We start from the raw sequence: 15,522 nt of genomic DNA on the forward strand, positions 1-15,522 counted from the left end.
AAAACACATGAAAAATGAAGCTATTCGTGCAACGGTATTAGGTGTAAAAATAATATCAAATGTTAGTCAAGATTTGGTAGAAGCCTTTAATTTAGCGCCACATCATAAGAGTTTAGGAATTATAACAGCAGATATAGATGATGTTACTTATACAGCTTTAGATGAAGCTACGAAATCAGCAGAGGTAGAAATAGTATATGCAAAATCAATGTATGCAGGTTCTGCAAATGCAAGTACAAAACTAGCAGGTGAAGTTATAGGAATAATGGCTGGACCAAGTCCAGCAGAGGTTAGAAGTGGACTTAATTCTGCTCTAGATTTCATAGAAAATGGAGCAAGTTTTACAAGTGCTAATGATGATAATACAGTTCCATATTATGCTCACTGTGTATCAAGAACAGGCAGCTTTTTATCGAAAACTGCGAATATTAAAGAGGGAGAGCCTATAGCTTATTTGATAGCTCCTCCACTTGAAGCTGTATATGCATTAGATGCTGCTTTAAAAGCAGCAGATGTTAAATTAGTAACTTTTTACGGACCACCATCAGAAACTAACTTTGGTGGAGCATTGCTTACAGGTAGCCAATCAGCTTGTCAAGCAGCTTGTGATGCTTTTGCAGCAGCAGTCCAATTTGTAGCTGAAAATCCTACAAATTTTTAAAGTGAGGCAATTAAATGTATAAGGGAGCATTAGGGTTAATCGAGGTACATGGGTACCTTGGTGCCATAGAAGCTGCAGATGTGGCACTTAAGACATCTAATGTAAAGCTTATAGGTTGTGAAATAGTTGATGGTGGTTTGGTTACAGTAAAGATAAAGGGTGATGTTTCTTCAGTTAAAGCAGCTGTTGAAGCGGCTGAAATTGCTGTGACAAAGTTAAATATTTTAGTAGTAGCTCATGTAATTCCTGGACCAGACTTATCAGTATGGAACACTATTGTGGAAAATACAAGCACTAAGGATTGTGAACATAAGGAATGTAGTGAAGAGGTATTAGTTGTTGAAAGTAAAAAAATCAAGAATGTAAATCAAGACAAAAAAACACAAGAGATTAAAGCGATAGAATTTGGAGGTAACACTCTAAGTAATAGTACAAGCCTAAAAGAGCAGTTAGAGAGTGAAAAAGTAAATGAACTCAGAACATTAGCGAGAAGTCTTGACTTAGATAATATGACTAAGAAACAGATAAAGTTTGCTAAAAAAGATAGGCTTGTAGAAGAGATCGTATTATTCTATCAAAGGAGGAGTAAATAGTGGATAAGGATTTAATGTCAATTCAAGAAGTTAGGAACCTAATAGCTAAAGCAAAGATTGCACAAAAGAAATTAGGCGAAATGAGCCAAAGCGAAATCGACAGAATAGTTAAAGCTATTAGTGATTCAGCTTATAATAATGCTGAAAAATTAGCTAAAATGGCAGAAGAGGAAACTGGTTTTGGAAAATGGCAAGATAAGATTGTGAAAAATACTTTTGCTAGTAAGGGAGTTTATGAATATATAAAGGATTTAAAAACTGTAGGAATAATAAATGAAGATAAAGATAAAAAATTAGTTGAGGTGGCAGTTCCAGTAGGGGTTGTTGCAGGACTTATTCCATCAACTAACCCTACATCTACAGCTATATATAAAGCTATGATATCTATAAAAGCAGGAAATTCCATAGTTTTCTCACCACATCCAATGGGTAAAAAATGTATATTGGAAACTGTAAGAATAATATCTGAAGCAGCTGTGGCTGCAGGAGCACCAGAAGGAACTATTGGATGCATGTCTATACCTACTATGCAAGGTACAGATCAGTTAATGAAACATAGTGATATTTCATTAATACTCGCAACTGGTGGTACACCTATGGTTAAAGCAGCCTATAGCTCAGGTAATCCAGCTATAGGAGTAGGACCAGGAAATGGACCAGCTTTCATAGAAAAATCTGCAGATATTCCTTTAGCAGTAAAGAGAATATTAGATAGTAAGACTTTTGATAATGGAACTATCTGTGCTTCAGAACAATCTATAGTAGTTGAAGCTTGCTCTAAGGACAAAGTAGTTTCTGAATTAAAAGCACAGGGCGCTTATTTCTTAAATAGAGAAGAAGCTGATAGATTAGCAGGATTTATACTTAGAAGTAATGGTTCAATGAATCCTCAAATAGTAGGAAAAAGTGTTGAAGCTATAGCTAAAATGGCTAACTTAAATGTTCCTACTGGAGCTAGAGTACTTATATCTGAAGAAACAAATGTAGGACATAAGTATCCATATTCAAGAGAAAAGTTAGCTCCAATTTTAGGTTTCTTCTGTGAAGAAACTTGGGAAAAGGCTTGTGAAAAATGTATTGATATATTAAACAATGAGGGAGCAGGGCATACTCTTATAATACACTCAAATAATGAGGCTGTAATTAGAGAATTTGCACTTAAAAAACCTGTATCAAGATTATTAGTTAATACTCCAGGTTCACTAGGTGGAATAGGAGCTACTACAAGCTTAGTACCAGCTTTAACTTTAGGCTGTGGAGCAGTTGGCGGAAGTGCAACTTCTGATAATGTTGGACCTATGAACTTATTGAATATAAGAAGATTGGTTTATGGAACTCGTGAAATAGAGGATATAGTAGATAGAAGTAACACTGTTAATTCTAATATTAGCAAAGAAGATTTAAATGAAGACTCTATAAATCTAATAGTAGAAAAAATCATGGAAAAATTGAAAAGCTAGTTATATAAAATTAATATAGATAAAAAAAATTTTAGGAGGAATATAAAATGGCAAGTACAAACGCATTAGGAATGGTTGAAACAAGAGGACTCGTAGGTGCAATAGAAGCTGCAGATGCTATGGTTAAAGCTGCAAATGTTACATTAGTAGGAAAAGAGCAAATTGGTGCAGGACTCGTAACTGTAATGGTTAGAGGAGATGTTGGAGCTGTTAAAGCAGCTACAGATGCTGGAGCTGCTGCTGCAGAACGAGTAGGAGAATTAGTTTCTGTTCATGTAATTCCAAGACCACATGCTGAAGTAGATGCAATACTTCCAAAAGTAAAAGAAGTAATAGAAGAATAATATTTAAAAACATACTATCCCCACAATTCAAAAGGTTGTGGGGTAGTATGCTTATATACAATCTTCTTAAGGGGATGTGAGTTATATGAGTTTGTTAACTGAAAGTGAACTAAGAAAACAACTTAAAAATACAGATATTAAAGAATACGAAGTAGTAAAGGGTGTTATTATTACCCCCTCTGCAAAACAGTATCTACAAGATAAAAACATTAAACTAATAATTGTTGATACATTGAGTGCTAAGAAACAAGGTAATTCCAAAACTGAAAAGGAAGATGAAGGAAAAATTTTCCCGAAATATATTTGCCTCAAGGGTGGTTATGTAGAGGAAAAACCAGAGCATATGACACAGTTATATGGAAATAAATTAGTACCTAAAGATCATAGAAAAATAGAGTTTAGAGGAAGACTTGATAGTCTTCAATCTAAAATTTTGGAAGTTCAAGTAATAGCTTCAAAACTTCAAAATGAAGGAGTAGCAAAAGACTTAGAGGAGATTCTATCTTTTGTACGTAACATATTAAGGGCGGAAGTATTAGAAGAAAATCTTCCGGAATTCTCTATTTTAGGAATTAGTGAGAATGACCTGAGGGAAATGTCACATAATCCCAAAAAATATTTTAATATGGATCATTTTATGCCTAATTATAAAATGGGTGAAATAGTTGTTGGACTTAATTCCATAAGAAGTAATATAAGAGAAGTTGAAATATGTGGTTTCAAGGCATTTAAAGACATTGACGCAGAGATAACAAGAAACGATATTATAAGATATTTAAATAGATTAAGCAGCTGTTTATATATAATGATGTTTAAGTTTTTGTCAGGAAAATATAAATAGAGGGGGCACATCAGTGACCGGTATAGACATTGAATACATTATAGAAGAAGTCATAAAAAGAGTAAATGAAAAATTTAAAATTACAGTGGAAGCTTCAGGAAAACATGTTCATCTTTCAAGAGAAAGTATTGATACATTATTTGGTAAGGGTTATAAATTAACAGAGGTAAAGAAATTATCACAACCAGGTCAATATAGCTGCAACGAAAGAGTTAGCCTAACTGGGCCTAAAGGAACAATTAAAAATGTAGTTGTACTTGGACCAGAAAGAACACACACACAGGCTGAAATATCTAAGAGTGATGCTGTTATTTTAGGAGTAAAAGCACCAATTCGTGAATCAGGAAAATTACAGGGTAGTGCAGGTGTAACTATATCTACAGAAAAAGCTTCTTTAACAATTAAAGAGGGGTTAATAGTTGCAAAACGTCATATACATTTAACATTAGAAGATGCAAAGTTATTTAAGGTTCGTGATAAAGATATAGTTAAAGTTGAAGTTTCTGGGGAAAGACCGCTAATATTTGATGATGTTGTAATTAGGGTAAAGAAAGAATTTAGAACATTTATGCACATAGATTATGATGAGGCAAATGCCTGTGGATATAATAAAGGCACTACTGCAAAAATTATAAAATAGAATTGTTGTTTTATAGATGATTTTAAAAATAAGATGATATACCTTATATGTTAAGCTGTATTAAACATTATAATTTTTATATAAGGAAGTGATTTAAGTGGATATAGAAAAATTAGTAGATATGATCACTAAGGAAGTTATGAAGAGGATTCCTAGCAGTAGAAATAGTACTGCAATGGATAAAGAAAAGGTATTGGTAATAAGTTCCTCTGAAGAAGAGTTAACAGTGATTAAAGAGCTTGTAGAAGATAAATACGAGGTTCATATTTATGATAAAGAAGATATAAATTTGAGAGACTATGAGCATATAATAGTTACAAATTTATGTAATAAAGGATTATCATCAATGGCGCTTGGGTTATGTAATAATGGTGTACAAGCGTTTATAGTAGAGGCTCTTTTTAACGGTAAGAAGGTTTATGTATTAAAAGAGGGAATACAGTACAGAAAACATTTAAGTACGTCTAATGAAGCTTTATATAATCTATATAATCAATATGAACACAAAATCATGTCTTATGGAATTGTTTTAGTCCATCAAAAGGATTTATTAAAAAGCATGCAAATGGGCGCTAATTGCAATGATGAATCAGTGCAAAAATCCTGCTCAATAGAATCAAATATAGTAATCGATGATATGCATAATAAAACTGAATCACAAGCTAAAAAAGCGGTTTCAGAGGATACTGTGCAATCTCATCAAATAGTAGAAATAAATAATAAAAGACTGATTACAGAATCAGACCTTAGAAAATTATATATGAACGGAATAAAGGAAGTAAACTTAATTAAAAAAGCTATATTAACCCCACTTGCTCAAGATTTTATAAGAATAAAACGATTAAAGATAAATAGAGTTTAGGGTTATTCTAAAACATTTTAAAAGATGAGTAGTCACGGAAACTAATATGTAAAACTTAATTATGTATAGAGTCATTATAGTGCTATAAATTTTATGTTCAGAGAGCAGTTAGGAATAAAAATAGGTATAGCAAACAAGCCTACACGATGCAGGAATTTTCAGAAAAAAGTACTTAATTGTCAAACAGCTACTCTAATAAATTTAAAATACTAAAACCTGAAACTTTAAGTCTTGCATCTAGATGAATATTAATTCCAGCAATCATAGTCATAAATGAATAACGTTTTTTACCATGTATTCGTAAAGTATGAATTTTATAATCATTTAGAATACGATTGTTTATACGTTCTGAGCAGGTTCTAGTTTTATAAATAGTTTTCCATTGTTTTGAGCCGCGAGGCACAGGAGTAAACAACCGCAAATCCCATGATGGTTTAGTGTAGATTACTCGCCCATAAGGTGAAGGTGAGCACTGTTCACAGCAAGAGCAACTAGCAACCTTTTTTAAAACTAAAGGGCAACGCCATTTAAGGCGTGAACGACTTTTTTCATAACCGTTATAGACCATTTCATGGCCACCAATACAGATAGGAAATCCTTTTTCATTAATATCTAGAGTAACTGGATATTTTGAATTTCCTTTGTTTTTGGAGTTCAGATCAATAAAGGGATTAATGTTCCATTTAGAACATAATTCATATGTAGGGTAGTTATCATTAGCTGAGTCAAGAACATAATTTGATATAGTGAACTGCGGTAACAGTTCTCTAAATTCAGCTAATGCTACTATTCCAGTGACACTGTCGTGTCTGCTTGCCTCTACAAATCGTAGATAAATAGGTAGATCTATCTTATATTTTTTATTATAGACAGATAAAGCATAGAGAGTGTAGCCATAAAACCAACGATTTTCATGGCTGTCCCAACCCCAATTAGCATTTATGTCAGAAAGTCTACGAGGGCATTTGCAATCGTAAATTCCATTTTCACGGCAGTCACAAACTTTAGAACCATAGTAAGAAGACTTACAGTGAACACAAGTACCATCGCCGCCAACTGTAAGGTTATCTTTTTCTATTAAGTTAAGATTAAAAGAGGGTTCTACAGCAACTAATGAGAATATTTTTTGAAGCAGCCTTTCGGCTCTTAGGGAAAATGAGCGACCAGCTTCAAAAAAATCTGAAATTCTCTTAACAACACCAGTTTTTTTATTAGGAAGCTTTTTATTTTTCCCGGGTGCCTTAATTTTAGAGGGTTTCTTCTTATACGAATATATTTTTTTTAGGTTTACCCTGTCGGTAGACAGATTTGAAAGCCATAATCTAGAGATAAAATCATAATGAGCACCAAGTGATGGGACATTATTTTTAGTGCAGCCTATACAGGTTGCAAGTAACTCACAGGCATGAATCTTTTTAACCCAGTTGGTAATGCTTGTTTCCTTTTGAAAAAGCATTAAAGAAAATGAACGAAATATCTCAGGTTGAAGAGTTGCAGGTCTACCAATATTAGAATAATAAGGTTTTAATATCTCTCTAAGAATATCTAAGTCTAAGCAATACAACTTAGAGATAGAAGGTTCAAGTTCTATAATTTTTTTAGGAAAAGCTTTGTAGAAACATGAGAGATTTAAAATAATAAATTGCTGATAATCAGCATGAGAGCTCCAATTTTTAAGCATAAAATAATCCTCCTATTAAAACATGTCTTTAAGAGGAGGACCGCAAAATTTTACAGGCTTGTCAAGTGTTTTATGCAAAAAAAGTGGGGGAATCAACAAAAATTAATGATACTAAAAATGAGTAATCACAGGAGCTAAGGAGTTTCCGTGAAAGCTCAAGATAAAAAGGGGGGGCAGTTAATGATTATTGGTAAAGTTATAGGCAATGTTTGGGCTACAAGAAAAGATGAAAAATTAAATGGATTAAAATTCTTAGTGATAGAACCATCTAAAGCTGCAGCCGGCGAGGGGAGCGGAATTTTTGTTGCCGCAGATATAGTAGGGGCTGGCATAGGGGATAGTGTACTAGTGACTAAAGGTAGCGCTGCTAGCGCATCACTGCATATAAAAGATGTGCCTGTGGATGCTGTTATAGTAGGTATAATAGATAGTTTAGAAGTAGATGCAGAATTTCTATAATTAAGCACTTCTCGTATAAATAAATTTATTTGGAGTGAATCTATGATTAAAACTTTAGGAATGATGGAATTTAGAAGTATTGCAAAAGGAATAGAAATAGCGGATGTAGTTCTAAAAGCAGCAGAGGTAGAATTAGTATTTTGTAGAACTATTTGTCCAGGGAAATTTATGATACTTATATCAGGAGAAGTAGGATCTGTTAAAGAAGCCTTAGACAAGGGGACGAATCAAAGTAAAGGTTTTTTGATAGGAAGTTTTCTACTTCCTAATGTACATAAGGATATTATACAATCATTAAAAAATAAAATAAAAGTAGTACCTAATGGAGCTATAGGAGTAGTGGAGACCACTAATGTAGTTTCTGGAATATTTATCTTAGATAAGGCGCTTAAAGCAGCAGAGGTAAGGCTTTTTAAGTTAAGTCTCGGCACTTTAATTGGTGGAAAATCTTATTTTATTATATATGGTGATATGAGTTCTGTGCAGGAAGCTGTAAAAGAAGCTTTAAGAGAAATTGATGAGAAAAAAATAGTTTCAAGTATAGTAATTCCATCACCATCTAAGGAACTAATCAGTAGCTTATAATAATAGTTAACAATGTAGATAAATTCTAAAAAAATACATATGATCAAAAAATAATTTTCTGGAAGGAGAAAAAATGGGAATAAATGAAATTATTATATATATAATGGTTGTTTTCATGGTTTTAGGTGCAATAGATAAGTGCATAGGAAATAAATTTGGTTTAGGAGAACAATTTGAAGAGGGATTTATGGCAATGGGTTCATTAACTATAGCAATGGTTGGTGTAGTTTGTTTAGCACCAGTACTTGCTAGTGTATTAAAACCTGTAATAGTCCCAATTTACACTGCATTAGGAGCAGATCCATCTATGTTTGCTACTACTTTACTTGCTTGTGATATGGGAGGATATCCTCTTGCAAAAGAACTTGCACAAACAGCACAAGCAGCAAGCTTCTCAGGCGTAATTATAGGATCTATGATGGGACCAACTATTGTATTTACTATACCAGTTGCTCTTGGAATAATTAAAAAAGAAGACCATAAATTTTTGGCAACAGGTGTACTTGCAGGGATAATAACAATTCCTATAGGCGCGCTTATAGGTGGACTTGTAGCTGGATTTGGAGTAATAATGTTACTTAAAAATCTTGTGCCAATAATAATATTTGCAGCACTTCTCGCTGTAGGATTATGGTTAATTCCTGAAAAAATGATAAAAGGCTTTACCGTTTTCGGAAAAGGCGTAGTTGTGCTTATAACAATAGGTCTTGCAGCTATAATAATAGAAACTTTAACAGGAGTAGTTGTTATTCCTGGAATGGCACCACTATCCGAAGGCATTGAGATAGTAGGTTCTATTGCAATAGTACTCGCAGGAGCCTTCCCAATGGTTTATGTTATAACAAAAGTATTTAAAAAACCTCTAATGAAGCTTGGTTCATTACTAGGTATGAATGATATTTCAGCAGCAGGTATGGTGGCAAGTCTTGCAAATAGTATACCAATGTTTGGAATGATGAAAGACATGGATGAGCGGGGTAAGATAATAAACGTTGCATTTGCAGTTAGTGCAGCTTTTGTATTTGGAGATCATTTAGGTTTTGTTGCTGGAGTAGAAAAAGGAATGATATTCCCTATGATAGTTGCAAAATTAGTCGGTGGAGTTGCAGCGGTTGCGTTAGCTTGTTTTATACTTTCGAAAAATAAAAAAGATAAGTCTGTTCAAGCATAATAGCATTATAAGATAATAATGAATGGAGGAATTAAAATGGAAAATATAGATTCAAAATTAATTGAAGACATGGTTAGAAAAATCATAGCAGAAAGTTTATCAAAGGAAAAATGCGAATTTGAAAAGCATGTAGATCCTAGTGGTATAATGTCAATAAAATTAGACACTGTAAAAATGGGTAAGTTTGATACTGGCAAAGAGGGAGATGACGTACTTTTAACAGATGTTTTAACATTAGAAGAAAGTCCGAGACTTGGATGCGGTCTTATGGAAATGAAAGAAACGTGCTTTGATTGGACATTAAAATATGATGAAATAGATTATGTTATAGAGGGAACTTTAGAAGTAAATATTGATGGAAGAAAAGTTGTAGCCAATAAAGGGGAAATGATTTTAATTCCTAAAAATTCAAAAATTCAATTCAGTGTTCCAAACTATGCAAAATTTATGTTTGTGACATATCCTGCTAATTGGGCAGATATAAAGTAGATATTTTTTAAGGTAAAGACTTAGAACAAAATAAAAAAAAAGCTTCATACTATTTAATTAATCTAGTATGAGGCTTTTATCTTATTAAATATATTTCTCTCTTGATAAACTAAAATCTATTAATCCCATTGGTTTATCATAGAAAATGCGCTCATCCATAAGTTTGGGAATATCATTCATTTTTGGCTTGAAAGCCATTAAATCTAAAATATCCTTTTGCAAATCAATACCTGGCGCTATTTCAGTAAGATAAAGTCCGTCCTTTTTAAGTTCGAATACAGCTCTTTCAGTAATGTACATTACTGGCTGATTTACCTTTTGTGCATATTTCCCACTAAAAGTAATTTGCTCAACTTGATCAATAAATTTAAATAGCTTACCTTCTTGTTTGATAACAAGCTTTCCATCTTTTATTTCTTGTTTAAGTCCCTGGGCTGTAAATGTTCCACAGAACATAACTTTTTTTGCATTTTGGGTAATATTGATAAAGCCACCGCATCCTGCAACACGTGTTCCAAACTTACTTACATTTAAGTTACCGTCTTTATCAACTTGAGCTAATCCTAAGAATGCTAAATCAACTCCACCACCATCATAAAAATCAAATTGGCATGCTTGGTCTAGAATTGCTTCTGGGTTTACTGATGCACCAAAAGCTAATCCACCCTGTGGCAATCCACCAACTGCGCCTGCCTCTACTGTAAGTGTCATATAATCGCAAATTCCCTCTTCACTAGCAACTAATGATATCACCTCAGGTATTCCAATTCCTAAATTTACAACAGTATTAGATTTAAGCTCAAAGGCAGCTCTCCTTTAGATATTTTCCTAATATCTAAAGGGGTATTTTCAATTGAATCCATTATTGCTTTTATTTCACCTGTACAAGCTGGATTATATTCAAATCCAAAGGTCTGCTCATGTTCCTCTGGTTTTGAAACAACAACATAGTCTACATATATACCAGGAATTTTCACAAGTCGTGGATCAAGGGTGCCATCAGCTACTACTCTTTCAACTTGAACTACAACTATTCCACCGCAGTTTTTTGTTGCTTGAGTAATGGATGTTGCTTCGAGAGTAGCTATTTCTCTTTCTAGACTAATATTACCATTTTTATCTGCATATGTACCGCGTACAAAACAGATATCAATTGGAAATGATTTATATAGTAGCTTCTCCTCACCTTCGATTTCAATTATCTTTACAATATCCTCCTTTGTAATATCATTTAATTTCCCTCCTTCAATTCTAGGGTCAACAAATGTGTTTAGTCCTACATGAGTTATAGTACCAACCCTTTTACCGGCAATATCCCTAAAAAGCTGAGAAAGGGTTCCTCGTGGAAGATTATAGGCTTCTATTTTATTTTCTACAGCTAATTTTCCTAGGGCAGGTGCCATGTTATAATGACCACCTACTACTCTTTTAGTCATTCCTTCGTGTGCAAAATGATCTGCACCTCTTCCATTTTGATTACCCTGAGCAGCGGCGTATATAAGATTTAAATTTATAGGCTTACCAGTTTCTAAAAAACGCTTTTCTAAAGCTGTAGTAAGGGTTTCAGGACAACAACTGCCAACAAATCCATCTGTTACAATATAATCGCCATCCTTTACTAACTCAGCAGCTTCTTTAGGTTTTAATATTTTCATAGAACTACATCACCTTTAACAGTATACTGTAAAATTATTAATATAGATTAGCATCATAATTATAACTATTATTCAGTTGTCTACGATATTCCAGGGAAAATGATAATGATAATGAATGTGAAGAAATAATTAAATATACTACTATTATTAACATATATTGGTTAAGTTGCGCATAATATACTTAAGAAGTGACATTAAAACAACAACATGGGAGGTTATATAATGAGCAACTTGTTTTTAACACCAAGATATATAATTACTGGAAAGGAAGCACTTAATCTAGCTAGCGAAAACGTTAAACAGCTAGGGGAAAAAGCTTTAATTGTAACCGATGATGTAATGGTCAAGATTGGAAGTTTAAAAAAAGTAACAGATATGTTGGATAGTATTAATATTGAATATGCGATCTATAGTAAAGTAAATAGTGAACCGACAGATATCATGGTAAACGATGGAACTAAAGCTTATAAAGAAGGAAAATGTGATTTCTTAATTGGATTAGGTGGAGGAAGCCCTATAGATACAATGAAAGCGGTAGGGGCTATGATAACGAATACGGGGGAAATTAATGATTATTTAGGGAAAACGATTCCTAATGCAACCCCTCCTCTAGTTGCATTACCTACAACAGCAGGAACGGGTTCAGAAGCAACTCAGTTCACTATAATATCGGATACAAAGAGGGATATAAAAATGTTGTTAAAGGGATCTTATCTAATGCCAACTTTAGCAATAATAGATCCGATTTTTACGACGACAGCTCCACCTAACGTAACAGCAGCTACAGGATTGGATGCATTAACTCATGCAATCGAAGCATATACATCAAAGAAATCGCAGCCAATGTCGGATACCTTTGCTCTTTCTGCGGTTAAAAGGATAACTAAGTATTTATTAAAAGCTTATCAAAATGGGAATGATGTTGAAGCTAGAACAGAAATGTCAATAGCTGCACTTGAAGCTGGAATTGCTTTTAATAACTCTTCAGTGACAATAGTTCACGGTATGAGTAGACCAGTGGGTGCACTTTATCATGTACCACATGGATTATCTAATGCTATATTGTTGCAAGATTGTTTGAATTTTGCACTATCTGGAACACCAGAAAGATTTTGTGATTTAGCTAAAGCTATAGGCATCTATAAGAAAGGTGAGAGTGATATAGAAGCAGGTCAAGCTTTTATAAAAGAAATTGGAGATCTATGTAGAGACTTAAACATCCAAACCCTTGAAGAGGTTGGTGTTAATAAGCAAAAATTCTTTGAAAATTTAGAAAAAATGGCGGGCGATGCTTTAGACAGTGGCAGCCCAGGAAATACAAGAAGAAAGACTGAAAAGGAAGACATAATAAATATTTATAAATTATTATGGAAACAGGTGAAATAAATGCCACTAGTAAATATGCGAGATTTATTGAGTAAAGCAGAAAAAGGAAAATATGCTGTTGGATCTTTTAGCGTAGCAAATATGGAAATGTTAATCGGTGCTATAAAGGCTGGTGAAGAGTTAAATTCTCCAATAATAATTCAAATTGCAGAAGTAAGATTAAAAGCATCGCCATTAGAGTTAATAGGATCTATGATGGTTGCAGGAGCAAAAAAAGCGAAAATACCAGTAGCTATACATTTTGATCATGGTTTAACTTTAGAAAAGATAAAGGAAGCTCTCCAGATTGGATTTACTTCAGTTATGATAGATGGTTCGAAATATCCACTGAAAGATAATATAAGGTTAACAAGAGAAGTTATAGATGAAGCAAAAAAATATAATGCAGACGTAGAAGCTGAAATAGGACGAGTAGGCGGTAGTGAAGATGGCTTAAAAGAAATATCAGGTTTGTTTACTAGGGTAGATGAGGCAAAGGAGTTTTTCGATGCAACAGGCATTGATGCATTAGCAGTGGCAATAGGAAATGCTCACGGAGTATATTTAGAAAATCCGAAATTAAATTTTGATGTATTAGACAAAATAAACAAAAGGGTAGATGTTCCATTAGTATTGCATGGGGGAACAGGTATAAGTGATGACGATTTTAGAAAATGTGTAAGTCTTGGAATTAGAAAAATTAATATAGCAACAGCAACATTTGCTTCAGTTGAAGAAAATGTTGGGAAGTTATATGAAGAGTCCGAAAAAGTTGATTATTTCGAGTTGCATGAGAAAGAAATAGAAGGTGCTTATATTAATGTAAAGAGACATATTAAGGTATTCGGAAGTCAAAACAAAGCATAGGGGGAAATAATGGGTTACATTAAATTTGATAATAGTAGAGAATTTGATATTGTGCCACTCGGAAGAGCTGCAATTGATTTTAATCCTATTGATATAAATATGCCACTTTCAGAAAGTACGACTTTTAAAAAATATTTAGGTGGGTCGCCAGCTAATACTGCAGTTGGACTTGCAAGACTAGGTAAAAAGGTAGGGTTTATTGGTAAAGTATCAAATGATAGGTTTGGTGAATTTGTTATTAACTATTTTAAAAATGAAGGAATAGATACAACGCAAATTTATTTTGCTAAAAATGGAGAAAATTTAGGACTTACTTTTACTGAAATATTTAGTCCAACAGAAAGTAGTATTTTAATGTACAGAAATGGTGTTGCAGATTTAGCGCTGGAGGTCTCCGAAATTAGTGAAGAATATATTAAGAATACTAAAGCTATTATAATATCTGGGACTGCTTTATCTCAGAGTCCGTCAAGAGAAGCAACCTTGAAGGCATTAGAGTATGCAAAGAAAAATAATACAGTAGTTATTTTTGATATTGATTATAGGGAATATTCATGGGCTAATAATGATGAGATTGCAATTTATTATGCTCTAGTCGCGAAAAACAGTGATGTTATAATAGGGTCAAGAGAAGAATTTGATTTAACGCAAGGAATAATTGGACAAGATAGTAGCGATCAGGAAACCGCTAATAGATGGTTTAATTATGGTAGTAAAATTGTTGTTATAAAGCATGGAAAAGATGGATCAACTGCTTATACATCAGATAAAAAAAGCTTTAATATAAAGCCTTTCCCAGTTAAACTTCTTAAATCTTTTGGTGGCGGGGATGCATATGGGTCTGCATTTGTTTATGGATTACTTGAAGGATGGGATATTATTGACTGCTTAGAGTTTGGTAGTGCTTCAGCATCAATGTTAGTTGCAAGTCACAGCTGCTCTGATGCGATGCCAAAAGTCGAAGGGATTAATGAATTTATAAGAAAGAGCAAAGAGGAATATGGTGAAATGGTCGTAAAATCATAAGGAGGATTTAAATGGTAGAAAGTTTAGGTAATCTAAAATACGGTGAAAATACAATATGCGAGATTAACGGTAAAAACAAAAAAATGTTAATGGATATTGCTGTAATAAAACTTGAAAAAGGTTCAGTTAAAACGTACTATTCAGATTTCAAAGAATTGGCTGTATTGATGTTAACAGGAAAACTTGAAATTAGGTGGTCAGGAAATAAAAAAGTAATAGAGAGAACTTCAGTATTTGATGAAGGTCCCTGGTGTTTACATGTGCCAAAGGATACAAAGGTCCAAGTAGAAATTTTAGAACAAAGCGAAATACTTCTTCAATATACAGATAATAAAAATACCTTTGAAGCAAAATTATATTATCCAGAAGATTGTAAAAGTGAAGTATTTGGTGAAGGGGTATGGAATGGTACTGCAAGAAGAGTAGTTAGAACAGTATTTGATTATAAAAATGAACCATATTCAAACATGGTAATGGGAGAAGTTATTACTTATCCTGGTAAATGGTCAAGTTACCCACCACATCATCATCCACAACCTGAAGTTTATTACTATAAATTTAATAAACCTCAAGGATTTGGTTTATGTCTAATAGGTGAAAATGCTTATAAGATAACAGATAGAAGCTTTGCTTTAATTCAAGGAGGCCTCGTTCATCCTCAAACAGCTGCACCAGGTTATGCTATGTACTATTGTTGGATGATAAGACATTTAGATAATAACCCATGGACTGACAGAATAGATGATAAAGATCATACTTGGCTTTGGGACAAAAATGTTAAGATATGGCCAGAAAAATAGTATAAATGATTGATTAAGATATA

General features: G+C 33.3%; 16 protein-coding genes and 1 pseudogene. 15 read left to right on the forward strand and 2 right to left on the reverse strand.

What is annotated here, in order from left to right:
- Window positions 1-7 precede the first annotated feature (7 nt).
- The 7 genes from eutL to ACWJKS_RS03860 all read left to right on the forward strand — a co-directional run bounded on the left by eutL (window position 8) and on the right by ACWJKS_RS03860 (window position 5,401).
- Window positions 8-661, forward strand: coding sequence for an ethanolamine utilization microcompartment protein EutL (gene eutL / locus ACWJKS_RS03830; RefSeq protein ID WP_165411575.1), 654 nt, complete (start codon window positions 8-10; stop codon window positions 659-661).
- A gap of 14 nt (window positions 662-675) precedes the next feature.
- Window positions 676-1,254, forward strand: coding sequence for a BMC domain-containing protein (locus ACWJKS_RS03835; RefSeq protein WP_165411576.1), 579 nt, complete (start codon window positions 676-678; stop codon window positions 1,252-1,254).
- A gap of 14 nt (window positions 1,255-1,268) precedes the next feature.
- Window positions 1,269-2,714, forward strand: coding sequence for an acetaldehyde dehydrogenase (acetylating) (locus ACWJKS_RS03840; protein WP_165411620.1), 1,446 nt, complete (start codon window positions 1,269-1,271; stop codon window positions 2,712-2,714).
- Window positions 2,715-2,761: 47 nt separating this feature from the next.
- Complete coding sequence (gene eutM, locus ACWJKS_RS03845) at window positions 2,762-3,058, forward strand: ethanolamine utilization microcompartment protein EutM (RefSeq protein ID WP_165411577.1); 297 nt, start codon at window positions 2,762-2,764, stop codon at window positions 3,056-3,058.
- Between the two features lie 85 nt (window positions 3,059-3,143).
- Complete coding sequence (locus tag ACWJKS_RS03850; protein WP_165411578.1) at window positions 3,144-3,899, forward strand: cobalamin adenosyltransferase; 756 nt, start codon at window positions 3,144-3,146, stop codon at window positions 3,897-3,899.
- A 13-nt stretch (window positions 3,900-3,912) separates the two neighbouring features.
- Window positions 3,913-4,539 (forward strand): ethanolamine utilization phosphate acetyltransferase EutD, encoded by a 627-nt coding sequence (gene eutD / locus ACWJKS_RS03855; RefSeq protein ID WP_165411579.1) that lies wholly within the window; start codon window positions 3,913-3,915, stop codon window positions 4,537-4,539.
- A 97-nt stretch (window positions 4,540-4,636) separates the two neighbouring features.
- Window positions 4,637-5,401, forward strand: coding sequence for a hypothetical protein (locus ACWJKS_RS03860; RefSeq protein WP_165411580.1), 765 nt, complete (start codon window positions 4,637-4,639; stop codon window positions 5,399-5,401).
- A gap of 187 nt (window positions 5,402-5,588) precedes the next feature.
- On the opposite strand, the gene ACWJKS_RS03865 is transcribed toward ACWJKS_RS03860, so the two are convergent.
- Window positions 5,589-7,082, reverse strand: a complete 1,494-nt coding sequence (locus ACWJKS_RS03865; protein ID WP_462959674.1) for a hypothetical protein — start codon at window positions 7,080-7,082, stop codon at window positions 5,589-5,591.
- 180 nt (window positions 7,083-7,262) lie between these two features.
- Between ACWJKS_RS03865 and ACWJKS_RS03870 the strand changes: the two genes are divergently transcribed.
- From ACWJKS_RS03870 to ACWJKS_RS03885, 4 genes are all read left to right on the forward strand, one after another.
- Window positions 7,263-7,541 (forward strand): EutN/CcmL family microcompartment protein, encoded by a 279-nt coding sequence (locus ACWJKS_RS03870; protein WP_165411581.1) that lies wholly within the window; start codon window positions 7,263-7,265, stop codon window positions 7,539-7,541.
- Between the two features lie 42 nt (window positions 7,542-7,583).
- Entirely contained in the window at window positions 7,584-8,126 is a 543-nt protein-coding gene (locus ACWJKS_RS03875; protein WP_165411582.1) for a BMC domain-containing protein, read from the forward strand.
- Window positions 8,127-8,199: 73 nt separating this feature from the next.
- Window positions 8,200-9,297 carry an ethanolamine utilization protein EutH gene (gene eutH / locus ACWJKS_RS03880; protein WP_165411583.1) on the forward strand — a complete coding sequence of 366 codons (1,098 nt, stop codon included), beginning with the start codon at window positions 8,200-8,202 and terminating at the stop codon, window positions 9,295-9,297.
- Window positions 9,298-9,333: 36 nt separating this feature from the next.
- Window positions 9,334-9,786 carry a cupin domain-containing protein gene (locus tag ACWJKS_RS03885; RefSeq protein ID WP_165411584.1) on the forward strand — a complete coding sequence of 151 codons (453 nt, stop codon included), beginning with the start codon at window positions 9,334-9,336 and terminating at the stop codon, window positions 9,784-9,786.
- 84 nt (window positions 9,787-9,870) lie between these two features.
- Here ACWJKS_RS03885 and ACWJKS_RS03890 read toward each other — a convergent pair.
- Window positions 9,871-11,441: pseudogene (locus ACWJKS_RS03890) on the reverse strand (acyl CoA:acetate/3-ketoacid CoA transferase).
- 222 nt (window positions 11,442-11,663) lie between these two features.
- Here ACWJKS_RS03890 and ACWJKS_RS03895 point away from each other — a divergent pair.
- The 4 genes from ACWJKS_RS03895 to ACWJKS_RS03910 are packed head-to-tail and all read left to right on the forward strand — an operon-like array spanning window position 11,664 to window position 15,499.
- On the forward strand, window positions 11,664-12,827 hold the full coding sequence (locus ACWJKS_RS03895; protein ID WP_165411585.1) for an iron-containing alcohol dehydrogenase: 1,164 nt from the start codon (window positions 11,664-11,666) through the stop codon (window positions 12,825-12,827).
- Window positions 12,828-13,673 carry a class II fructose-bisphosphate aldolase gene (locus ACWJKS_RS03900; RefSeq protein ID WP_165411586.1) on the forward strand — a complete coding sequence of 282 codons (846 nt, stop codon included), beginning with the start codon at window positions 12,828-12,830 and terminating at the stop codon, window positions 13,671-13,673. It begins immediately after the preceding gene.
- A gap of 9 nt (window positions 13,674-13,682) precedes the next feature.
- A complete protein-coding gene (gene iolC, locus ACWJKS_RS03905) occupies window positions 13,683-14,699 on the forward strand; it encodes a 5-dehydro-2-deoxygluconokinase (protein WP_165411587.1) in 1,017 nt (338 codons plus the stop codon).
- Window positions 14,700-14,710: 11 nt separating this feature from the next.
- Window positions 14,711-15,499 (forward strand): 5-deoxy-glucuronate isomerase, encoded by a 789-nt coding sequence (locus tag ACWJKS_RS03910; RefSeq protein WP_165411588.1) that lies wholly within the window; start codon window positions 14,711-14,713, stop codon window positions 15,497-15,499.
- The last annotated feature ends 23 nt before the right edge of the window (window positions 15,500-15,522 follow it).

It is taken from the genome of Clostridium sp. CM038, assembly GCF_055081105.1.

Excerpts from the sequence above, each read along its gene's own strand:
- ACWJKS_RS03875 (WP_165411582.1), top strand. The coding sequence starts at position 7,584 with ATGATTAAAACTTTAGGAATGATGGAATTTAGAAGTATTGCAAAAGGA.
- ACWJKS_RS03840 (WP_165411620.1), top strand. The coding sequence starts at position 1,269 with ATGTCAATTCAAGAAGTTAGGAACCTAATAGCTAAAGCAAAGATTGCA.
- ACWJKS_RS03895 (WP_165411585.1), top strand. The coding sequence starts at position 11,664 with ATGAGCAACTTGTTTTTAACACCAAGATATATAATTACTGGAAAGGAA.
- ACWJKS_RS03870 (WP_165411581.1), top strand. The coding sequence starts at position 7,263 with ATGATTATTGGTAAAGTTATAGGCAATGTTTGGGCTACAAGAAAAGAT.
- ACWJKS_RS03835 (WP_165411576.1), top strand. The coding sequence starts at position 676 with ATGTATAAGGGAGCATTAGGGTTAATCGAGGTACATGGGTACCTTGGT.
- iolC (WP_165411587.1), top strand. The coding sequence starts at position 13,683 with ATGGGTTACATTAAATTTGATAATAGTAGAGAATTTGATATTGTGCCA.
- eutL (WP_165411575.1), top strand. The coding sequence starts at position 8 with ATGAAAAATGAAGCTATTCGTGCAACGGTATTAGGTGTAAAAATAATA.
- ACWJKS_RS03850 (WP_165411578.1), top strand. The coding sequence starts at position 3,144 with ATGAGTTTGTTAACTGAAAGTGAACTAAGAAAACAACTTAAAAATACA.
- ACWJKS_RS03865 (WP_462959674.1), bottom strand. The coding sequence starts at position 7,082 with ATGCTTAAAAATTGGAGCTCTCATGCTGATTATCAGCAATTTATTATT.
- eutM (WP_165411577.1), top strand. The coding sequence starts at position 2,762 with ATGGCAAGTACAAACGCATTAGGAATGGTTGAAACAAGAGGACTCGTA.
- ACWJKS_RS03885 (WP_165411584.1), top strand. The coding sequence starts at position 9,334 with ATGGAAAATATAGATTCAAAATTAATTGAAGACATGGTTAGAAAAATC.
- ACWJKS_RS03910 (WP_165411588.1), top strand. The coding sequence starts at position 14,711 with ATGGTAGAAAGTTTAGGTAATCTAAAATACGGTGAAAATACAATATGC.
- ACWJKS_RS03900 (WP_165411586.1), top strand. The coding sequence starts at position 12,828 with ATGCCACTAGTAAATATGCGAGATTTATTGAGTAAAGCAGAAAAAGGA.
- eutH (WP_165411583.1), top strand. The coding sequence starts at position 8,200 with ATGGGAATAAATGAAATTATTATATATATAATGGTTGTTTTCATGGTT.